20 protein-coding genes are annotated in these 17,625 nt (G+C 36.7%); 12 read left to right on the top strand and 8 right to left on the bottom strand.

Annotated features, from left to right (window positions below):
• Positions 1-13: 13 nt before the first annotated feature.
• A complete protein-coding gene (gene clpP, locus FIU87_RS10115; RefSeq protein WP_152444480.1) occupies positions 14-595 on the top strand; it encodes an ATP-dependent Clp endopeptidase proteolytic subunit ClpP in 582 nt (193 codons plus the stop codon).
• Between the two features lie 38 nt (positions 596-633).
• On the opposite strand, the gene FIU87_RS10110 is transcribed toward clpP, so the two are convergent.
• Positions 634-1,218, bottom strand: a complete 585-nt coding sequence (locus FIU87_RS10110) for a TetR/AcrR family transcriptional regulator (RefSeq protein WP_152444479.1) — start codon at positions 1,216-1,218, stop codon at positions 634-636.
• 156 nt (positions 1,219-1,374) lie between these two features.
• Between FIU87_RS10110 and FIU87_RS10105 the strand changes: the two genes are divergently transcribed.
• The 4 genes from FIU87_RS10105 (at position 1,375) to FIU87_RS10090 (ending at position 5,022) form a co-directional block, all read left to right on the top strand.
• Positions 1,375-2,283 carry an ABC transporter ATP-binding protein gene (locus tag FIU87_RS10105; RefSeq protein ID WP_152444478.1) on the top strand — a complete coding sequence of 303 codons (909 nt, stop codon included), beginning with the start codon at positions 1,375-1,377 and terminating at the stop codon, positions 2,281-2,283.
• Positions 2,283-3,887 (top strand): ABC transporter permease, encoded by a 1,605-nt coding sequence (locus tag FIU87_RS10100; RefSeq protein ID WP_152444477.1) that lies wholly within the window; start codon positions 2,283-2,285, stop codon positions 3,885-3,887. Before FIU87_RS10105 ends, FIU87_RS10100 begins: the two co-directional genes overlap by 1 nt.
• 91 nt (positions 3,888-3,978) lie before the next feature.
• Positions 3,979-4,431 (top strand): YndM family protein, encoded by a 453-nt coding sequence (locus tag FIU87_RS10095; RefSeq protein WP_172971017.1) that lies wholly within the window; start codon positions 3,979-3,981, stop codon positions 4,429-4,431.
• Positions 4,432-4,500: 69 nt separating this feature from the next.
• Positions 4,501-5,022, top strand: coding sequence for a cupin domain-containing protein (locus FIU87_RS10090; RefSeq protein WP_152444475.1), 522 nt, complete (start codon positions 4,501-4,503; stop codon positions 5,020-5,022).
• A gap of 466 nt (positions 5,023-5,488) precedes the next feature.
• On the opposite strand, the gene FIU87_RS10085 is transcribed toward FIU87_RS10090, so the two are convergent.
• A complete protein-coding gene (locus tag FIU87_RS10085; protein WP_152444474.1) occupies positions 5,489-6,040 on the bottom strand; it encodes a CBO0543 family protein in 552 nt (183 codons plus the stop codon).
• A 109-nt stretch (positions 6,041-6,149) separates the two neighbouring features.
• Between FIU87_RS10085 and FIU87_RS10080 the strand changes: the two genes are divergently transcribed.
• Positions 6,150-6,518 (top strand): hypothetical protein, encoded by a 369-nt coding sequence (locus tag FIU87_RS10080; RefSeq protein ID WP_152444473.1) that lies wholly within the window; start codon positions 6,150-6,152, stop codon positions 6,516-6,518.
• A gap of 49 nt (positions 6,519-6,567) precedes the next feature.
• Here FIU87_RS10080 and FIU87_RS10075 read toward each other — a convergent pair whose 3' ends face one another.
• Positions 6,568-6,987 carry a MarR family winged helix-turn-helix transcriptional regulator gene (locus tag FIU87_RS10075; protein WP_152444472.1) on the bottom strand — a complete coding sequence of 140 codons (420 nt, stop codon included), beginning with the start codon at positions 6,985-6,987 and terminating at the stop codon, positions 6,568-6,570.
• 107 nt (positions 6,988-7,094) lie between these two features.
• Between FIU87_RS10075 and FIU87_RS10070 the strand changes: the two genes are divergently transcribed.
• Positions 7,095-8,081, top strand: coding sequence for a YhdH/YhfP family quinone oxidoreductase (locus FIU87_RS10070; RefSeq protein WP_152444471.1), 987 nt, complete (start codon positions 7,095-7,097; stop codon positions 8,079-8,081).
• A gap of 92 nt (positions 8,082-8,173) precedes the next feature.
• Here FIU87_RS10070 and FIU87_RS10065 read toward each other — a convergent pair whose 3' ends face one another.
• From FIU87_RS10065 to FIU87_RS10045, 5 genes are all read right to left on the bottom strand, one after another.
• Entirely contained in the window at positions 8,174-8,455 is a 282-nt protein-coding gene (locus tag FIU87_RS10065; RefSeq protein ID WP_152444470.1) for a hypothetical protein, read from the bottom strand.
• 212 nt (positions 8,456-8,667) lie between these two features.
• Positions 8,668-9,399 (bottom strand): bacteriorhodopsin, encoded by a 732-nt coding sequence (locus tag FIU87_RS10060; RefSeq protein ID WP_152444469.1) that lies wholly within the window; start codon positions 9,397-9,399, stop codon positions 8,668-8,670.
• A gap of 361 nt (positions 9,400-9,760) precedes the next feature.
• A complete protein-coding gene (locus FIU87_RS10055; RefSeq protein ID WP_152444468.1) occupies positions 9,761-10,828 on the bottom strand; it encodes a Ger(x)C family spore germination protein in 1,068 nt (355 codons plus the stop codon).
• The gene (locus FIU87_RS10050) at positions 10,821-11,900 is read right to left on the bottom strand and encodes a GerAB/ArcD/ProY family transporter (protein ID WP_253905551.1); all 1,080 of its coding nucleotides are present in this window, start codon (positions 11,898-11,900) and stop codon (positions 10,821-10,823) included. Before FIU87_RS10050 ends, FIU87_RS10055 begins: the two co-directional genes overlap by 8 nt.
• Positions 11,893-13,209: a spore germination protein gene (locus FIU87_RS10045; protein ID WP_152444467.1), complete on the bottom strand. Its 1,317-nt coding sequence runs from the start codon at positions 13,207-13,209 to the stop codon at positions 11,893-11,895. Before FIU87_RS10045 ends, FIU87_RS10050 begins: the two co-directional genes overlap by 8 nt.
• 205 nt (positions 13,210-13,414) lie before the next feature.
• Between FIU87_RS10045 and FIU87_RS10040 the strand changes: the two genes are divergently transcribed.
• The 5 genes from FIU87_RS10040 to FIU87_RS10020 all read left to right on the top strand — a co-directional run bounded on the left by FIU87_RS10040 (position 13,415) and on the right by FIU87_RS10020 (position 17,587).
• A complete protein-coding gene (locus FIU87_RS10040) occupies positions 13,415-14,947 on the top strand; it encodes a multicopper oxidase family protein (protein ID WP_152444466.1) in 1,533 nt (510 codons plus the stop codon).
• A gap of 89 nt (positions 14,948-15,036) precedes the next feature.
• Positions 15,037-15,453: a hypothetical protein gene (locus FIU87_RS10035; protein ID WP_152444465.1), complete on the top strand. Its 417-nt coding sequence runs from the start codon at positions 15,037-15,039 to the stop codon at positions 15,451-15,453.
• 214 nt (positions 15,454-15,667) lie between these two features.
• Positions 15,668-15,955 carry a hypothetical protein gene (locus FIU87_RS10030; RefSeq protein ID WP_152444464.1) on the top strand — a complete coding sequence of 96 codons (288 nt, stop codon included), beginning with the start codon at positions 15,668-15,670 and terminating at the stop codon, positions 15,953-15,955.
• 159 nt (positions 15,956-16,114) lie between these two features.
• A complete protein-coding gene (locus tag FIU87_RS10025; protein WP_367643906.1) occupies positions 16,115-16,681 on the top strand; it encodes a DUF3916 domain-containing protein in 567 nt (188 codons plus the stop codon).
• Between the two features lie 168 nt (positions 16,682-16,849).
• Complete coding sequence (locus FIU87_RS10020; protein WP_253905550.1) at positions 16,850-17,587, top strand: hypothetical protein; 738 nt, start codon at positions 16,850-16,852, stop codon at positions 17,585-17,587.
• Positions 17,588-17,625: the final 38 nt, after the last annotated feature.

Raw genomic sequence — 17,625 nt, 5'->3', positions numbered from 1 at the left:
GGAGGGTTTTTAGATGAACACCATACCATATGTAATTGAGCATTCCAACCGAGGAGAGAGGTCCTATGATATATACTCTCGGTTATTAAAAGACCGAATCATTATGATAGGATCAGAAATAAATGATAATCTGGCAAATTCCGTTGTTGCACAGCTTCTGTTTTTAGCAGCGGATGACCCGGAGAAGGATATTTCCATTTATATTAACAGTCCAGGGGGCTCCACCACTGCTGGCTTTGCCATACTTGATACTATGCACTATATCAAACCAGATGTCCGAACGATTTGTATTGGAATGGCTGCCTCTTTTGGTGCGATGCTTTTAATGGCAGGTACGAAGGGGAAGCGGCTAGCACTACCCAACAGCGAAATTATGATCCATCAGCCACTCGGTGGGGCAAGAGGTCAGGCAACTGAAATTGAAATATCCGCTCGGCGCATACTGAAGTTGAAAGAGGAGCTTCATCGGATGATTGCAGACTATACAGGGCAATCAATTGAAAAAATTGAACGGGATACAGACAGAGATAATTTTATGACCGCAGAGGAAGCAAAAAATTATGGAATTATCGATGAGGTCATAAAAAAAGGATAATAAAAAACAGGCACCCAAAAACCAATTGGTGTGCCTGTTTATTGTTTTTTACCGATAATGCCATAAAAGAAAATGTTCGTTATATCTTCTGTGAGGGGAAGCACCTTTGTGTAAACATCCTCACGTTGCATATAGTCCTTCAGCATTTGTACATAAAGTAGAATAGCTTCCTGTGAAAGGTTAGGATCCACATACCCTTGCTGTTTTCCTTCCTCAAAAAGCTTCGAGAAATATGGCAATGCCTTTTCTACATAAATTTTTTCGAGGATGTTTCCTTCATCGGCGTATTCCTTCATAAGAAAATAATAAAACTCTTGGTGAATTTGCTTTGATATTTCCTTTTTGTTGAAAATGATTTGCTTTATCTTCTCTGGAAATGGCAGATCACTATATACGAGCTTCTCAAAATCCTCTGAGGCCTTGGTGATGTAGTATTCAAAAACATCCTTAGACAATTTATGCTTGCTTTCAAAATAATTATATATAGTCACTTGAGAAACATTCGCTTTTTCGGCAATTTCTGCAATCGAGACCTTTTGAATACCATACTCCATAAAGAGAGCCAGTCCCGCTTCTAGAATACTTTGCTTTTTTAGCTCTTTACGTCGTTGAAAACCGTCCAATTTGTTCACCTCCTTTTCATTTTATTAAAAATTATGTAATAAAACAAATGAAATATTTCATAAACTCTTGTCAAAGGATCGATTTATTTATATTATGAACTATAAGAGTTAAAATATTTCATAATTAAACTCTTACCAAATGGGGGAGGGTCTCACATGTCCATTTTAGAAACAACAAATCTGAAAAAAGTTTTTGGTAAATTCACCGCGCTTGATGGAGTTGACATGAAAGTGGCGGAGGGTGAAGTTTATGGGTTTATTGGACCAAATGGTGCAGGAAAATCAACAACCATTCGAATTTTATTAGGTATTTTAAAGGCGTCTGAAGGAAATGCGACCATTTTTGGTCAGGACGTGTGGAAAAGCGCAGTGGAAATTCATACAAGGGTAGCCTATGTACCAGGAGACGTGACCCTTTGGCCGAACTTAACGGGTGGCGAGGTCATTGATCTTTTTATGAAACTTCGAGGACGTGTGAACAAGCAAAAACGAGAAGAGCTTATTGAAAAATTTAACCTCGATCCAACTAAGAAATGCCGTACCTACTCTAAAGGAAACCGGCAAAAGGTTGCGCTTGTGGCAGCATTTGCTTCTGATGCGGACCTTTATATTCTTGATGAACCAACCTCTGGACTAGATCCTTTAATGGAGAAGGTCTTTCAAGATTACGTACTTGATGCAAAGTACAATGGAGGAAGTGTCCTCCTGTCCAGTCACATCCTCTCGGAAGTAGAGCAACTTTGTGACAGAGTGGGAATCATTAGAGAGGGCAAAATCATTGAAACAGGTACCCTGCAAGAGCTCCGTCATTTGACAAGAACCAATCTTCTAGTGGAAACAAAAACACCGCTTCCTGACTTAACATCTTTTAATGGAATTCATGAAATAAAACAACAAGACACTGCCTTATCCATACAGGTGGACTCAGAAGCGTTAGAAAGTGTCATGAAACATATTTCTCAGTACGGAATTACAAAACTAGAAAGCTCTCCACCAACTTTAGAAGATCTATTTATGCGCCATTATGCAGGAACAGAAATTATTCATTCAAGGGGAGAAGGTTGATGAGCAACGAACGCTATAATCAGACCAAAAACCTTCTTACTTTTATTCTAAAACGTGATCGAGTACGGCTTATAATATGGATTGTCTCTATCACCTTCATGACGATGCTAACAGCCTCCTCCTTAGTGGGATTATATACAAACGAGCAAGAACGGCAAGCGATGGCAGAAACGATGAAAAATCCAGCTATGACTGCCATGGTCGGAAAAGGATATGGACTGGACAATTATACCGAGGGACCAATGATGGCGCATCAGATGCTTTTATTTACTGCCATTGTCGTGGCTATCATGAATATCCTGCTAGTAAGTCGTCTTACCCGGAATGATGAAGAGGAGGGAAGAGTCGAATTACTACGGTCGCTTCCTGTCGGCAGATTAGCAAATGTAACAGCTGTTCTCCTATATGTTATTATTCTAAACACATTATTAATGCTCGCAAATGGTCTAGGGCTATATGTTATGGGAATTGAAACCATCGACTTGCAAGGCTCTCTCCTTTATGGGGCTGGACTAGGGGTAACAGGCGTCATGTTTGCCGCTCTTACCTTATTGTTTGCACAGCTCTCGGAAAGCTCTAGAAGCACGATCGGATTTTCTTTTAGTGTGTTGGGTATCGCTTATCTCATTCGGGCAGTGGGAGATGTTAGTAACGAAACATTATCGTGGTTTTCTCCTCTTGGATGGATACTGGCAACGGAGACTTATGTCAACAACTATTGGTGGCCGTTACTTATTGCGCTCATTTTCTCTTCTGTCATCACGCTAATTAGTTTATATTTAAATGCAATTAGAGACCTTGGATCAGGATTTTTACCTGCGAAAAAAGGGAAAAGGTTTGCCTCAAAGGCTCTCACATCGCCTTTTGGATTAGCATTTAGACTCCAAAGAACAGGCATCATCTCATGGGCAATTGGGATGTTTATTTTAGGAGTATCGTATGGGTCTGTCCTTGGTGACTTAGAATCCTTCTTCTCTAGTAGTGAAATGATGATGGAGATGTTGCCTCCCATTGAAGGAGTCTCGTTAACAGAACAATTCATGACCATGCTTATGGCGATAATTTCTATGATTTGTACCATACCACCCCTCATGTTCTTGTTAAAGCTAAAAGGGGAAGAAAAAAAGAATCGTACAGAGCATCTTTTAGCGAGAGCGGTTTCTCGTTTCAATCAATTAGGCAGCTATTTAGCTTTATCCTTAATTTTAGGATTTGTAATGCTCTCTCTTTCACTCATAGGATTGTGGGTCGCAGCGGATGCGGTAATGATCGATCCAATCTCCTTACTTGCATTTCTCAAAGCAGGCCTTGTTTATCTACCGGCAATTTGGGTGATGACTTCCATTGGAGTGTTAACGATTGGATGGAAACCTGGCCTTACAGGAATAACATGGGCGTACCTCGGATATTCGTTTTTTGTTGTCTATCTTGGCAACATGTTGAAATTTCCGGAGTGGATGGGAAATCTCTCCCCATACGGACATATCCCTAATATCCCTGTTGACGAGCTTCAATGGCAAAATCTGCTCATTCTAAGCATCATTTCTCTTATGCTAATGACGATCGGTTTTATCGGGTATCATAGAAGAGATATATCAGGTTAAATATTGTACCGTTCATCACATAGTGGTGAACGGTTTTTTTGCATAAAAACTCATGAATCGCAAATGCTACGAAAAAAGGAGTGAGAGCAACTTGAAACACTTTTTACCGGTTGTGATAAAATTCATTGTTAGTTTTTTAGTGTTGGGCTTTTTCTTGTTTCAATATATAGAAATTTCGTTTTTGGACATTGTCCTAGCAACCACCTTACTTGTATTGTTTTCTTATCTTATTGGGGACAATTTGGTATTACCAAAAACGAACTACACCATTGCAGCCGTTTTCGATTTTGTACTAACATTAGGCACCATCGCTTCTATGGTTTATGTTCTAACAAACCTAAGACAAGGAATTCTTCTAACGTCTTTATTTGCAGCAGCTGTGTTAACAGGATTTGAAATCGTCTTTCACATTTATTTGGTAAAAAGTGTATTTCCTGACAGAGAACCAAAGAGAGAAAAACCGAAATCTTTTCGATCCAACGAACTTCAAACAGAGTTCTCCGAAGAGCTGGATTTACCCACAAAAAACAAGAAGGAAGACTAAACCCAGCAGCCTTGCTGGGTTTTTCTTATGATATACTGTTGCTATCTAAGGAAAGAAGGTAGTGTATTAATGTCTAAATCAAAAAACGTGGAATATTGGGTTGAAAAGCTTGAATTAGCTCCTCATCCAGAAGGTGGCTTCTACAAGCAAACTTTTGCTTCACAGGAGGCTGTTACCGATCGCGAACTTAGTGTAGCTTTTCATAACACGAGGAAGCTATACACTAGTATTTATTTCTTGCTCACCGATAAAAATGTATCTCATTTTCACCGCTTAAAATCTGACGAGCTTTGGTATTTTCATGCAGGGGAATCCTTGACTGTACATGTGATAACGGAGGATGGTGAGTATCACCAGCTTAAGCTAGGTCTAAACATAGAGAATGGGGAACGACCACAAGTGGTAGTTCCTAAAAATTCGATTTTCGGCTCCTCGGTAGATCAGCCAGATAGTTACGCACTTGTAGGTTGCATGGTCTCGCCAGGCTTTGATTTTGAAGATTTTGAGATGTTTACACAACAGGAGTTGTTAAATCGATATCCAAAGCATGAGGAAATTATTCAAAAGCTAGCTTATAAGGAATTGCCATAAAAACAACCATGAGGCTGGGACAAAAGTGTCTTAGCCTAAGTAAAAACCGAACTGATTGGAGTATTTGATCAAATCAGTTCGGTTTTTTATGCTTTTACTTCTTAGATGACACCAGCGGTTGATTGGAGTGCAAGACGTAGACTCCTGCTTAAAGAAGTGGCCAAAGTGAGACCCCGCAGGCGAAGCTGAGGAGGCTCACGGGTCACCCGCGGAAAGCGAAGTCTTGCACGGAAATCAATATTGGTATTTAATGCCGTCTTTTTGTTTGTGTTTTTAAGTTTTGTCCCAGCCTCATTTTTTAGTTTTATGCTATTTTTTACACATAAGAACACTTGTTCTCTACTTGTTGTTACATAAAAAATCCCTCATACCCCTAAGAAGGATTTAACCTAAATAATCTAGAATTAATATGTATTTGTATAATCGTTATTCTTTTACGAGTTGGATGATGAAAGAATGTTGGCTATTATTTGCGAGACTTTAAAAGAATCACCATAATTGATTTAAATACAATGGCAATTCCTACATACATAAGTAAGGAAAAGAAGGAATTCCATTGCAAATATTGATAAATATTTAACCAACGGTAGACATTTTCAACCACAAACGCTAGGAAAGCACCTGTAATCACATTAGCAATCAAAAATGATTTCCAGGTTGAGAAATATTGATAAAGCAACATATATAAAACAGGTAGTATGACATAAGTGGATGATGTAAAAAATGGGGGGATTAATGGTATTAAACTTGTTGGATATGCGGTTAAACAATATTGAATTAAGATAGTATCTAGCAACGAGGACAATAACACCACTAGGCCACCAACTGTTAATATTTCAAACAGCCGTGTTCTATCTAATAATTTTATTGCAACAAAGATAAATACAATATTTAAAACTAGTATCAACCACCATGCGAATGAAAACAAATCATTGCTTATCCAATAAGAAAAATAATGATCTCGAAACGTTTCTTTCATGCTTAATATTTCGTTCCAAGAACGATTTTGACCATCCATATTTCAGCTCTCCAATTCATGAATACTTGGTATAAATTAGCTTGTTCTTATGAACAGAAAATATTCAGTTTTTTCATTAGAAGCAAAAACAAAAAGGAGGAGCTTTTGATTGGAAAAGCCAAAAGAAGAATTTATAGGTGGAAATAACATTGCCCTAAAAATTCCAAAATTCAAGTACAACGAAACGGTGGATTTTTATAAGCATGTGCTAAAGCTACCATATTTGGGTTTCATGTCTGAATCTCATGCTTTTCAATTTGGAAATGTGACACTGTGGTTGGATTGTATGGAAAATTATGCTCAACAAGATGTATGGTTAGAGATTCAAACGGATAATTTGAATACAGCAGCAGCATATTTTGATGAACATAACATTAATAGAAGAGACGAAGTGGAGATACACGAGAATTCACAGGGTTACTGGATTTCCGATCCCTGTGGAACCATTCTCAGAGTTAATCGACGAAAACAAGATTAAAACAGTCTTAATAGTTTTCTTAACAAAATGCCATCAATAATATATGACATTAAAAATCAGCCTTTATGATGGTTTCTAATGCTTTTTTTAGTCCGTCTTTTTCGTTATCTGATAAGCTTTGCAGAACCTTATTATTCATGTTACTTGTTGCAGTTTCAATCCTTTCTCTAAGTTCATATGATTTTGGAGTAGCAGTTACTAATACATTTCTACGATTGTTTAGATCTATCGAGCGTTCTATCAGATTTGCTTTTTGCATTTTATCTAAAATCCCCGAAATAGTAGGGGCTTCCAAATAAACCATCGCTCCAATTTGTTTAGGGGATAATTGTCCTTCTTTCCATAAACAATTCAACACTCCGTATTGAGCGGGGGTTACACCGTGTTCTTCTAATAGCTTGCTAAAATATTTGAAGACTTTATTCTGACTTACACTGAGTAAGAAATTCATACAATCTTTTAATTCCATATTATCTCCTCCAATTGACAATTACTATAATAGCATGTTAATTTTTGTTGTGAAATACTTTTGGTACAAAAATATTTTGTAACAAAGTAAAGGAGTGGATGGTAGTTTTGGATAGCTTCAAGGCGGTTGTAGTAAAAGAAAACGAGAATCAAGTAAATTATGGTGTAGAGAATGTTAATCTAAATAGCCTATCTGATGGTGAGGTTTTGATCAAAGTCGAATATTCTTCCATCAATTACAAGGATATGTTGGCTGTACAAACAAAAGGTGGCGTTATAAGAAATTATCCAATGATTCCTGGCATTGATTTAAGTGGTACAATTGTTCAGTCATCTGATAACCGTTACTCTAAAGGACAAAAAGTGGTCGTTACAGGTTTTGAAATGGGGATGAGTCATACTGGAGGATTTGCAGAATATGCCAGAGTTCCTTCTGATTGGATTGTTCCTTTACCAGACAACTTAACGCTAAGAGATGCAATGGTTTTTGGAACAGCAGGATTTACAGCAGCACTCTCCATCATGGCACTAGAAAAGAACGGTATGGATAAAAAAAATAACCCAAGAATTTTAGTCACAGGTTCAACTGGCGGAGTCGGAAGTATCGCACTCCAAATTCTTTCTAAAATTGGCTACAAAAATCTCTCTGCATTAATTCGAAAAGAACATCAAGAAGAAGTAGCAAAGTCACTTGGAGCAACAGATGTCGTTTTTGCAAGTGAATTAGAAGAGCAAAAAAAGCCACTTGCTAAACAAAAGTATGATTTTGTGTTAGATACTGTCGGAGGAGAGGTCGCTTCAAAATTGATTCCGTATATTGCTTATGACGGAAGTATGAGTATGTGTGGAAATGCTGGCGGCATTAAATTAACGTCTACTGTGTTACCGTTTATTCTTAGAGGTATTAACCTTTTAGGAATTGATTCAGTAAACATGCCCATAGATAATCGAGGTTTTATATGGGAAAAAATAGCTAAAGAATGGAACATTTCAGAGACTTCTTTAGTAAGTGAAATTACACTAAATGAGTTACCTGATACCATAGAAGCAATAAAAAATGGGCAGCATTTAGGAAGGACCATTATTAAGATTTAACGTGCCAGAAACTGACATGAAATGGATGAAAAATATTGCTCATTTATTCCTATTTATAGAAAAAGCCCCTTTAAATGGGGCTTTTTCTTAATTTATCTTCCTCTGCGCTCTTCAGATGGCTCTTCGTCCAAATCCGGCTCTTCTTCATCCATGTTGAACGGAGTATCGCGCTCACCAGGTTGTTTCACATCTCTTGGGTCCGTGTCGATATCTAGACCTCTGTTCATGTCACGATCAAGATCACGGTCATAGCGGACAGGGCGATAGTTTACATCCTCTGGTCCATTATCAGCATCGTTTGTTCCCATATTACATGCAGTAAGTACACTTAATGAGAAAAGAACAGACGCTAGTAAAAGCATTGATTTCTTCATTTTTATGAATCCTCCTTGTTGTTTGAAAGTGAAATCAACTTTAATATTTGCTAACCAAAAATTTTTACTCTACTTGAAAAAAAAATCTCCTTACAAAGATACCTAAATGTACTATTTTGAGAAGGCTTATTTCCGACTTAAAGCTAACACGCTTCGTAGTCACCTATGAGTTCTTTAAGTTGATAGTTATGGTGCTTGTCTCCTTTAAGCACTTATTGAATGGGCTGAGGTACTTTAGATGAACTCTTTCCTAGCTTCTGCAAACCAAGTAAGTCAATGAGGCTGAATCCAGCTTTTGAGAAGATGGGTAGAAACACAAAAAGTATCGTATCTGTTACTTGGCCAAAGAGATGAACACCAGAAGGGCCGAGAATCCAAAATGTAGGGTATCCAAACCAAAGAATGGTTAGGTATCCGGCCACAATGAGAAAGAAGCGATATAACTTAGAGCTTTGAGCCATAGCCTTTCGTCTAAGGGGCCACCAGATGATATACATAATAAACATTAGGCCAACCCATCCTAATCCATACCAAAAATACCTTAACGGAGTGGGAGATAAGTCTGCAATTAGACCAGTCAAAATCATAAATACATCAGCAGCGATTAGCCCTCCGATTAACACCTTATCTTTTGGCATATAGTGCATAGCGGTAAAAGCTAGCGCTACAAGTAAAAGCGGTGTCGTCACTAACCAGTCCAAATATCGTGCATAATAGGTTACTTTGTCTCCGATGGTGACATGTCCTTGCCCCAATGCCATGGCAGAATATGCCGTTCCAGACCACGCGACAATAATGAAAGCAATTAAATATTCTGCTCTTGGCAACTTTTTTTGTTTTAACCCCATTACTGCAAAAATGACTGCAGCTATATACATGACAGCCACATAAAACCATAAAAGATTAACCTCAATTGGATACATCTCAGTGTACAAATGATTCAACTCGCTTTATCAGTATTTTATATGTGGTTATTCTTTCCTCGAATGTAGTCTTTATTCTTTTTGAATTCCTAAAAAACAACTACTGAATAAAGAAAGGCTATTCAGAAAATGGCGCTTTCCACTCATAAAGGCAGCAGCTTAAGAAAAAATCCTTGAATTGATTATCCAATTTAATTAGTTTAGCTCACAAAATAATTCACTATATTCAATGGAGTGAAAATAAAGATTTTGATGAGGGTAGTCGCGTTTATTATTGCAAATGTGATGTTACGGTGATAAATGGGGGAAGAACGAAATAGTAGGGGGTGTAAAGAGAAAATAGCAGGAAAGGAAAATGTGTTTTACCTGCCTGCTATTTTCTCTATTTTGTAGGTGATTTTAAATTACCACTGTTCTGGATATTAACCTGAATCGTTAAGTCCACCGTTAAATCAGGATAAAATTCTTTACGCCAATCTTTAAGTTCTTCTCGAGAAAGATCGTTTCGAAAGTACTGACCAATTCCTAAAATATCTGACTGGCTTGTCTGTGCACTTGTAAACATTCGCTCAAATCTACCCTCAAGCAACTGAATCAATTCTTTTTTTAATAATTCTGTGCTAGGATTGCCACGCGTCTCTAAAATCATCACATTAAAGGTAAGTGTGGTAAATAATAATGGCTTACGATTAGTGAAATCACTATTATGATGTAACTTTTGACTTAGAATTAGAACACTCGCGTCATCTAATACTTCAATTTGCCCTTGAGTTTTTTCACCGTTGAAGGCATTGTAAAGTAGAGTTTCATCTGAATTTATCTCTCCCACCATTTTCCCATTTTTAATAACCGCAGAACCTAATTGTTTAAACAAAGTAGTTTCACCAAGTGTCATGATAGGTACAGCTACATCTAAAGTATAGGAGTGGATACTTCTGTATACCTCCCACACTCTGGTTAACGCAATATGAGGATCCCAACCCGCATTCTTTTCAAAATAATCTAATAAGGCTATAGCCATTGATCCTTCTTGCTGATCTAATTTGGAAAAAAAATGATCAATGTCCTTATCACATATAACTAATGATGCTTTTGAAGCAACTTCTCTTGACCTCAAAAAACCAGAAATAAGATCCTTTAACCCTTCTTCAGCTAGTTCTCTATCTACTACAATAACCTTCACATGAAGTAAATCTAAATCACTTTCCATATCGGAACTAATGGAATCAATAATTTCATTGAGGGTTCGTCCTGTTCCTGAAACCACTTTAGTCTGAATGGTTCCATTCTCGGGCGTGGGAATTTGGAGAAAGACCTTGTACTTCTCCTCTTCCTTAGATATTCCTAATACAATTGGCATAACACGGTGATCAATATCCTTGTTATCCCAACATCCACTTAGTGTACTCAGCATTAAAAAAAGGATGATGATTAGATGTCGTTTATACATTCTGTCGATAGCCTCCAATTTTCGATAACAAGCCCAACGTTATAATGGACAGGGGAACTGTAAAGATGACATAGAGCCTGAGAGGGGTACTCCATATAAAGAGGGACTCAATCACGTCCCAACTTGGAATATATAAGCAGATACTATATACAAGGAGAGAAAGAAAGAGAACTACATAATTTGGTTTTATAAAAGGAAGATAGTGATGAACTATTCTCATCGTCTTCCAAAGAATTAATGAAATGAATAACATAATGAAAGTTATTAAGGTAAGTATAAAAAACATTGTTACCCTGTCGAACATTAACCAGTCAATTTTTATCGAATCCAATGTCATGACAAAAGGAAATATGAACGTTTCAGTAGTAGCTTGGCCATATGTAAGGATGGGTACATAAACGGAAAGTATAAAACAAGGTATAATCACCACTAATGAAATAAGAATTTTCCTTCGTTGAAAGGTAAGTGTTGGTTGAATAAAACCAAAAAACAAAAAGCCCCCCCCAATGGTTAAGAAGGTTTTATAAAAGGATGAGTCTGTTAAAAAGGAGAAGTCATTATTCCATAATGGAAAAAGATAATGCAAATCAATGTTCTGCAAAGAAACCATTAAAATAAAGAGAATGAGAGGGAATAGCAATATCGAAAACACAAATCCTGTTCGGAAAATTGTATCAATCCCAAGCATCGCCAAATAACATGATATAGAAATCATTAACGCCATTACAGCCCAAAGAGGGGTTTTAGATAGAAAGACAATATTAATGATTTCAGCAAATGCCCTCACTAGGATTATTTTAGACATCAAAAAATAAAGCACAATAGGAATTAAAAAAAGAAAGGATACTATTTTTCCTTTTTGGGAGTAAATAGAAATAATATCTCTATTTGGAAAGTAACTAAGTCCCTTTATGTATATATACACCAGTGTAAAATGTGTGATAATCCCCACCAAGATAGGAATCCAATGTGATTGATCTGTACTTGCGATAATATCAGCAGGATACATAAAAAATATCAAACCCATATGAACGAGAAAGTACATAACGATGACTTGCCTATTTTTATCCACTTCTACTATCCCCCTTTGAAAGTTGAAAATTTATATACGGAATTCCAAATGTTTTTATACTTGCCAGGTAAGAACAAATTAAAAACAAACCAACAAGGATTCCGAGAACACCGTAGAATGCCGCCAGGATCAAAACCAGGTATTTAAGAAGACGGATAGAAAGTATATTTTGAAATCCAATGATGGTGGAGTTCGCAATGGTGGTCGCAGCAAGTATAATAATAATTAAATTGCTGACTAACTTAGCTTCTACAGCCGCTTGTCCAAGTATGATACCTCCAACCATCGTTATCGTAGGTCCGATGCTTTTAGGCAGTCTCACACTTGCTTCCACTATCAATTCTAAAATAATCAGCATGATAATCATTTCTACTATGGAGGGGTAGGGTACTCCTTCACGGCTTTGTGCAATGGATAATACTAATTCGATTCGCAACACTTCAGGATTAACTGCCACTAAAGCTACGTATAATCCTGGAACGATAAGAGTCATAAGTATCCCAACTATACGTATAAATCTTATTGTCAACATGATGGGAACGGAGAAATTACGATCACTTTCAAGAATAAACATGTCCCAAATACTACTTGGCAGTACAATGGCAAATGGTAGCCTGTCTACCAGAAGTAAAACCTTCCCTCTCTTTAATGAATGAGATGCCTCCTGAGGTAGCTCTGTCGTATTTATTTGAGCTACTACACTCCATGTTTTAAGATTTAGTAATTTGATGATATCTTGTATAGTTTGAATGTCCCTATCCTTATTAATATCTAGTTTCTTCATCAAGGTCGTAATAAGATTGGGATCCACATGCTGATCAACATACACCAAAGATAATCCTTTTCGATTTGATCCAAATGAGTAGTTTTTTACATGTAGACCCTCCGATTTCACATGCTTTCTTATTAAGCCGATATTTGTATTGAGATCTTCGATAAAAGAACTGAGAGATCCTTGGATAATACTTTCGTTGATAGGCTGGTCAATAGAGCGATTGAGTGTGAAGGAATATGGCTCAACACTTATGACGAAATGTTCATTTTCAATGGCTAGGATTAATTTACCTTCAAGGATTAATTGAATAACATCTTTTCGCTCGCTTTTCTTTTCTCCTAAACTAATCAATTTTTCAGGAAAGTCCTCGAGGTGATCAGCATATGATCTAATGCCATCCAATGTTTTAGGTAAGTCTATAAGGCTTTTAAGTCCTATGAGAATAACAGGGAAATGGTTGAACATGTATGTTTCCATAAAAAAATCATCATTTTCCCCTAAAGTATCCTTAACCTCTCTTAATAAAGAATTCATGGATGTGAAGTCCTTTCAATTTCTGGTCTATGATATTTTTATTATTCCTTATCTATTTATTTATATGTGAGGGTTCCATGTATGAACAAGGGAGAGTTGGCTCTTTTTGCAAAAGGCGCTAGACACAGGTGAGGTTCCATTTGCGATTACATATTTAGGTCTATTTCTTTGTAAAAAGCGATAAAATCGAGGAGGGGGGATTTTCATGCTTGAAAAATTTGTAGATCCACTTCCGATTATGAAAACCATTCAACCAATATGTATACTAAACGATGTACCCTACTATGAGGTGAGTATGGTTCAATCGCTGAAAAAGCTTCACAGAGATTTACCTCCTACGAAAATATGGGGGTACAATGGGGAGTTTCCTGGACCAACCTTCAGGGTTTGGAAAAATCGACCGATCCATGTATTGTGGAAAAATGAACTGCCGCTTAAACACTTTCTGCCGATAGATACTACCATTCATGGAGCAGAAAAAAATAAACCGGAAGTCCGGACGGTAGTCCATCTTCACGGTGGTGTAACTCCTGATACAAGTGATGGCTATCCGGAGGCCTGGTTTACTCGAGGATTCAAACAAGTTGGATCGCACTTTACTAATCAGCTATATACCTATCCAAATATCCAGGATGCAACAGCCTTATGGTACCATGACCATGCAATGGGCATTACCCGCTTAAATATTTATGCTGGTCTTGTTGGTTTATATTTAATATATGATGAAGAAGAACAACGGCTGAATCTACCAAAACAGCCTTACGAGATTCCTTTGCTTATCCTAGATCGATCTTTTCAAGCAGATGGCGCTCTCTATTATCCTGCACAACCAGATCCGCCTAACCCTGACGTGAATCCTTCCATTTTACCGGATTTCTTTGGTGACACCATTTTGGTAAACGGAAAGATATGGCCTTATCTCGACGTGGAGCCACGGCTTTATCGGTTTCGTATCCTGAACGGCTCTAATTCTCGTTTTTATCGACTATCTTTTTCAAACGGAATGCCATTCATTCAGATTGGTTCCGATCAGGGACTATTGGCGAATCCTGTAGAAGTTCCTTCATTACTTTTGGCCCCAGCGGAGAGAGCGGATGTCCTAGTGGATTTTTCGTCTTCCAGTGGAGAGTTAATTACGATAAGGAACGATGCCGAGTCACCTTTTCCTCAAGGTGAAAAACCAAATCCAGAAACGACCGGATCTATCATGCAAATTCGTGTAATTAAAAAGTTGAAAGACCAAGATGTTGGCGGCTTGCCTTTTAATTTAAAATATATTCCAAAATTAAAAGAAAGTCCTAATAAGAAAATCAGAAATTTATTACTTTCTACGAGAAAGGATCAGTACGGGCGCTCTATTCACTTGTTAGACGATCGCCTATGGATAGATCCTGTGACGGAAACCCCGACTTTATGGAGTACTGAGATTTGGAGTTTTATTAATGTAACTAATGCTACGCACCCTATTCACTTACACTTGGTACGTTTTCAAATTCTCGATCGGCAGCCCTTTGATGGAGAATTGTATGAAAAAGAAAAGAAAATTGTTCCTACTGGACCGCGACAAGCCCCAGATTTAAATGAACAAGGATGGAAAGATACAGTACGGGCAAATCCTAAAGAAATAACCCGCATCATTGTCCCATTTGGTCCATTCAGCGGGTTGTACGTATGGCACTGTCATATACTGGAGCACGAAGACTATGAAATGATGCGTCCTTATTTTGTTTTGCCTTGATAGTAGAAGGGTTAAAAAAATTAAAAATAATACGTAAGAACAGATGCCGTTCCGATTCGTATTATAAGGAGTGTTAATGGGGGATAAAAATGGATAAAGAACTTGAAGAAATAATTGTCAAAGCGTTTTTTACGAAAAGAATCCAGCAAAGAGTTTTGTTCGAGTTTTTTTCTGAAAAAAAACGTATGGACGCAATGAATAGATTAAATCATAATTACTCAAATACACTACGGAAAGAATTTATGATCGAAATAACTAAGCCAAATTCCGACCCATTAGAAATAGAGAAATTATTGAAAAAACAAGGTGCAAGTAGAAATTGTTATGCAATGTCATGGAATGATAAAATCGATGGTAAACATATGTCCTTATCTTCAGCTCTAGAAGTGGCTGTAGGTGAGGGATTTCCATCAATAATATCATGCATTCCTGGAAGACTTGCTTATTTTGAAGCAGAACAGGAATATGGACCCCCACCTAGATTTATATTAAATAGACCTTTTTAAAAGGCCATAAAAAAGACTATTTAAGAGAAGCTAGTCGATACTCCAAAAAGGTAATTAAATTTATCTCAACTAACCTAAAATTTTCAAAGTAAACGTATATTTGGCGGTTTGTTTTTTCATTAATTCACAAGGATTTTTAAATCAGTTACCAGTTTTTCTTAAAGTAATAGAATTTTTGTTATTCTTAAAAATGCAGCTATAAAGGAGAGGAAAGATGCAAGAATTAGTACTATCATTCTTAGAGGATGAAATATCTGATCAGGAATTTTATGATGGAATCATAGATTTTATATATTCCATAAATATTAGATGTGGAGAATATGAATGCAATCGGTTTGTTATTAAAAAGATGGACCATTTAAACTTTATTATCTATGAGGAATATGAAATTGATGGCAAAAGGGAAATTCATCATTCAGTTTCATTACTTAAAAATAAATTAATAAACCTGGTAAATGAATATGCAAAAGAGCAGGGGTTTGTATTAAGAATTTCTTATTAGGTAGCTAATAGAAGGTAGCTGATTATTCCACAATCGGGCGCAATGATCTAACATTGCGCTTTTGTTATGCTTGAAAAATTGTTGTAAGGTTTAAGTAATCTTGACATAATTGGTATTAATTTTAATGGTCATACTGAAATAAATAAGGGGTTGAAATTTGTGAAACTTAGACAAATTTCCTTAAATAACAGCGTGAAAACCAAAGAGGGTGGTGAAAAAATGCCTAACAAAAAAGTCAGAGGAATAAAACGTAAAGTAAACAATATGGTAAAAAGAATTGAACAGGAGACAATGAATTTCCCTTCTGATTTTCATAATGGATATTGGCATCTTCCTTTACCCGTTGGACAAGGATTTATAGCTTCTAACAAAACTACAGTGGGCATTAAGCGTTTGTGTATTCAAACATTATTGAATAGAGGGGAACATTTAGTTAATGTAAAACCTAATATTTCAGAAAAAACAAGAGTAGTTGTTGCGATAGACTTACCAAATCTATGGAATTCACAAATAATTGTATTTATAGGAGAGTCTTATTATAAAACTTTCTTCGACAGAAATGATGACACTCAAAGGTGGATTCCACTGCCTAAAGATAGAAATATAGAACATGAGTGGCAACTAACGGTCCCTAATAACATGAAGATACTTGGATTCAAGGTAGAAATTACAGATGAGGAGTATCAATATACAGGAGAAAACTGGTTTATCGGCGAACTAAATTAAGGTTGTTGCTTGCTGAATTAACTGGTGCATTAACTATTATTAAAATAAAGATTTTAAGCAATTTGGCGCACCTAGAACTAGGATCAGCGCTTTTTATTAATTATAGTCCAGATGAAAAAACACGTTTGAATTGTTCTTTAACTTAAGAGCAGGTTATTGTAAACGCTGATGACAAAAATAAAGGCCAAAGAAAAGTTAGTTTTAAGTGGTAAGATAATAAATAAGTTATTATTCAGACCTTTAAGAGAGGCAATTAAAATGAAAATGGAAATATGTTTCCCTCCCGAACACACTTATCCTTTTGAGATTTACGGTGAGTCAAAGAGTATCATTGAGTTTTCTTGCTATATTGATGGGGCTTATACAGATGCCCATGAAGAATTCTTTTGTAACTGGATGGAGAGCCCAGAGTATTATCCTATTTATTCAGTTGCGGAAATCTTTGATTTTCAAAAAGCAGAGTACGACGAACTGTTTAAGATGCAGAATATAGAGTTCAATTATATGAAGGGGAGTCGTAAAGATACGTTCTTTGTAAAGGCAATAATCTGCAGCCCACAGCAATTTAAAGAATATTATCCTTATTTGCACGGTAATGGAAGCATGCTGAATTTATCATTATGGTCCTTAAAACAGGACGTATTCAGCTTAGAGGAAAGGGAATATGAGTCACCTTATCCAGTAAAAAGGACTAAAAAAAACCGAACCAGACTTGTTAAATTAAAGTGGATCGCCAATACTCCAATATTAACTTTTACTGAGAATTCTACTATGTTTTGGGTGGGCCATGATGGTGATTATATTACTGCATTCTCAAATAATGAGGATTTTTTAACAATAGAATCCCTTCAAAAAATAATACCAGAAAGAGTCGAACTGGTTGATGGCGATTATAAGTGGGAGTAGTGTTATCCCATTCCGGGAGCTTTAGGGGTGGTCACTTC

The sequence above is a fragment of the Bacillus sp. THAF10 genome, assembly GCF_009363695.1.
Classification (GTDB): domain Bacteria; phylum Bacillota; class Bacilli; order Bacillales; family Bacillaceae_I; genus Sutcliffiella_A.
The sequence above is the reverse complement of the archived record's forward strand: the minus strand, read 5'-3'. Positions and strand labels throughout refer to the sequence as shown.

What these genes read in the sequence shown, in the direction of transcription:
- clpP (WP_152444480.1), top strand. Translation starts at nt 14, where the DNA reads ATGAACACCATACCATATGTAATTGAGCATTCCAACCGAGGAGAGAGG.
- FIU87_RS10085 (WP_152444474.1), bottom strand. Translation starts at nt 6,040, where the DNA reads ATGGATGGTCAAAATCGTTCTTGGAACGAAATATTAAGCATGAAAGAA.
- FIU87_RS10045 (WP_152444467.1), bottom strand. Translation starts at nt 13,209, where the DNA reads ATGAATTCTTTATTAAGAGAGGTTAAGGATACTTTAGGGGAAAATGAT.
- FIU87_RS10055 (WP_152444468.1), bottom strand. Translation starts at nt 10,828, where the DNA reads ATGTATAAACGACATCTAATCATCATCCTTTTTTTAATGCTGAGTACA.
- FIU87_RS10065 (WP_152444470.1), bottom strand. Translation starts at nt 8,455, where the DNA reads ATGAAGAAATCAATGCTTTTACTAGCGTCTGTTCTTTTCTCATTAAGT.
- FIU87_RS10040 (WP_152444466.1), top strand. Translation starts at nt 13,415, where the DNA reads ATGCTTGAAAAATTTGTAGATCCACTTCCGATTATGAAAACCATTCAA.
- FIU87_RS10105 (WP_152444478.1), top strand. Translation starts at nt 1,375, where the DNA reads ATGTCCATTTTAGAAACAACAAATCTGAAAAAAGTTTTTGGTAAATTC.
- FIU87_RS10030 (WP_152444464.1), top strand. Translation starts at nt 15,668, where the DNA reads ATGCAAGAATTAGTACTATCATTCTTAGAGGATGAAATATCTGATCAG.
- FIU87_RS10020 (WP_253905550.1), top strand. Translation starts at nt 16,850, where the DNA reads ATGACAAAAATAAAGGCCAAAGAAAAGTTAGTTTTAAGTGGTAAGATA.
- FIU87_RS10075 (WP_152444472.1), bottom strand. Translation starts at nt 6,987, where the DNA reads ATGGAATTAAAAGATTGTATGAATTTCTTACTCAGTGTAAGTCAGAAT.
- FIU87_RS10090 (WP_152444475.1), top strand. Translation starts at nt 4,501, where the DNA reads ATGTCTAAATCAAAAAACGTGGAATATTGGGTTGAAAAGCTTGAATTA.
- FIU87_RS10100 (WP_152444477.1), top strand. Translation starts at nt 2,283, where the DNA reads ATGAGCAACGAACGCTATAATCAGACCAAAAACCTTCTTACTTTTATT.
- FIU87_RS10035 (WP_152444465.1), top strand. Translation starts at nt 15,037, where the DNA reads ATGGATAAAGAACTTGAAGAAATAATTGTCAAAGCGTTTTTTACGAAA.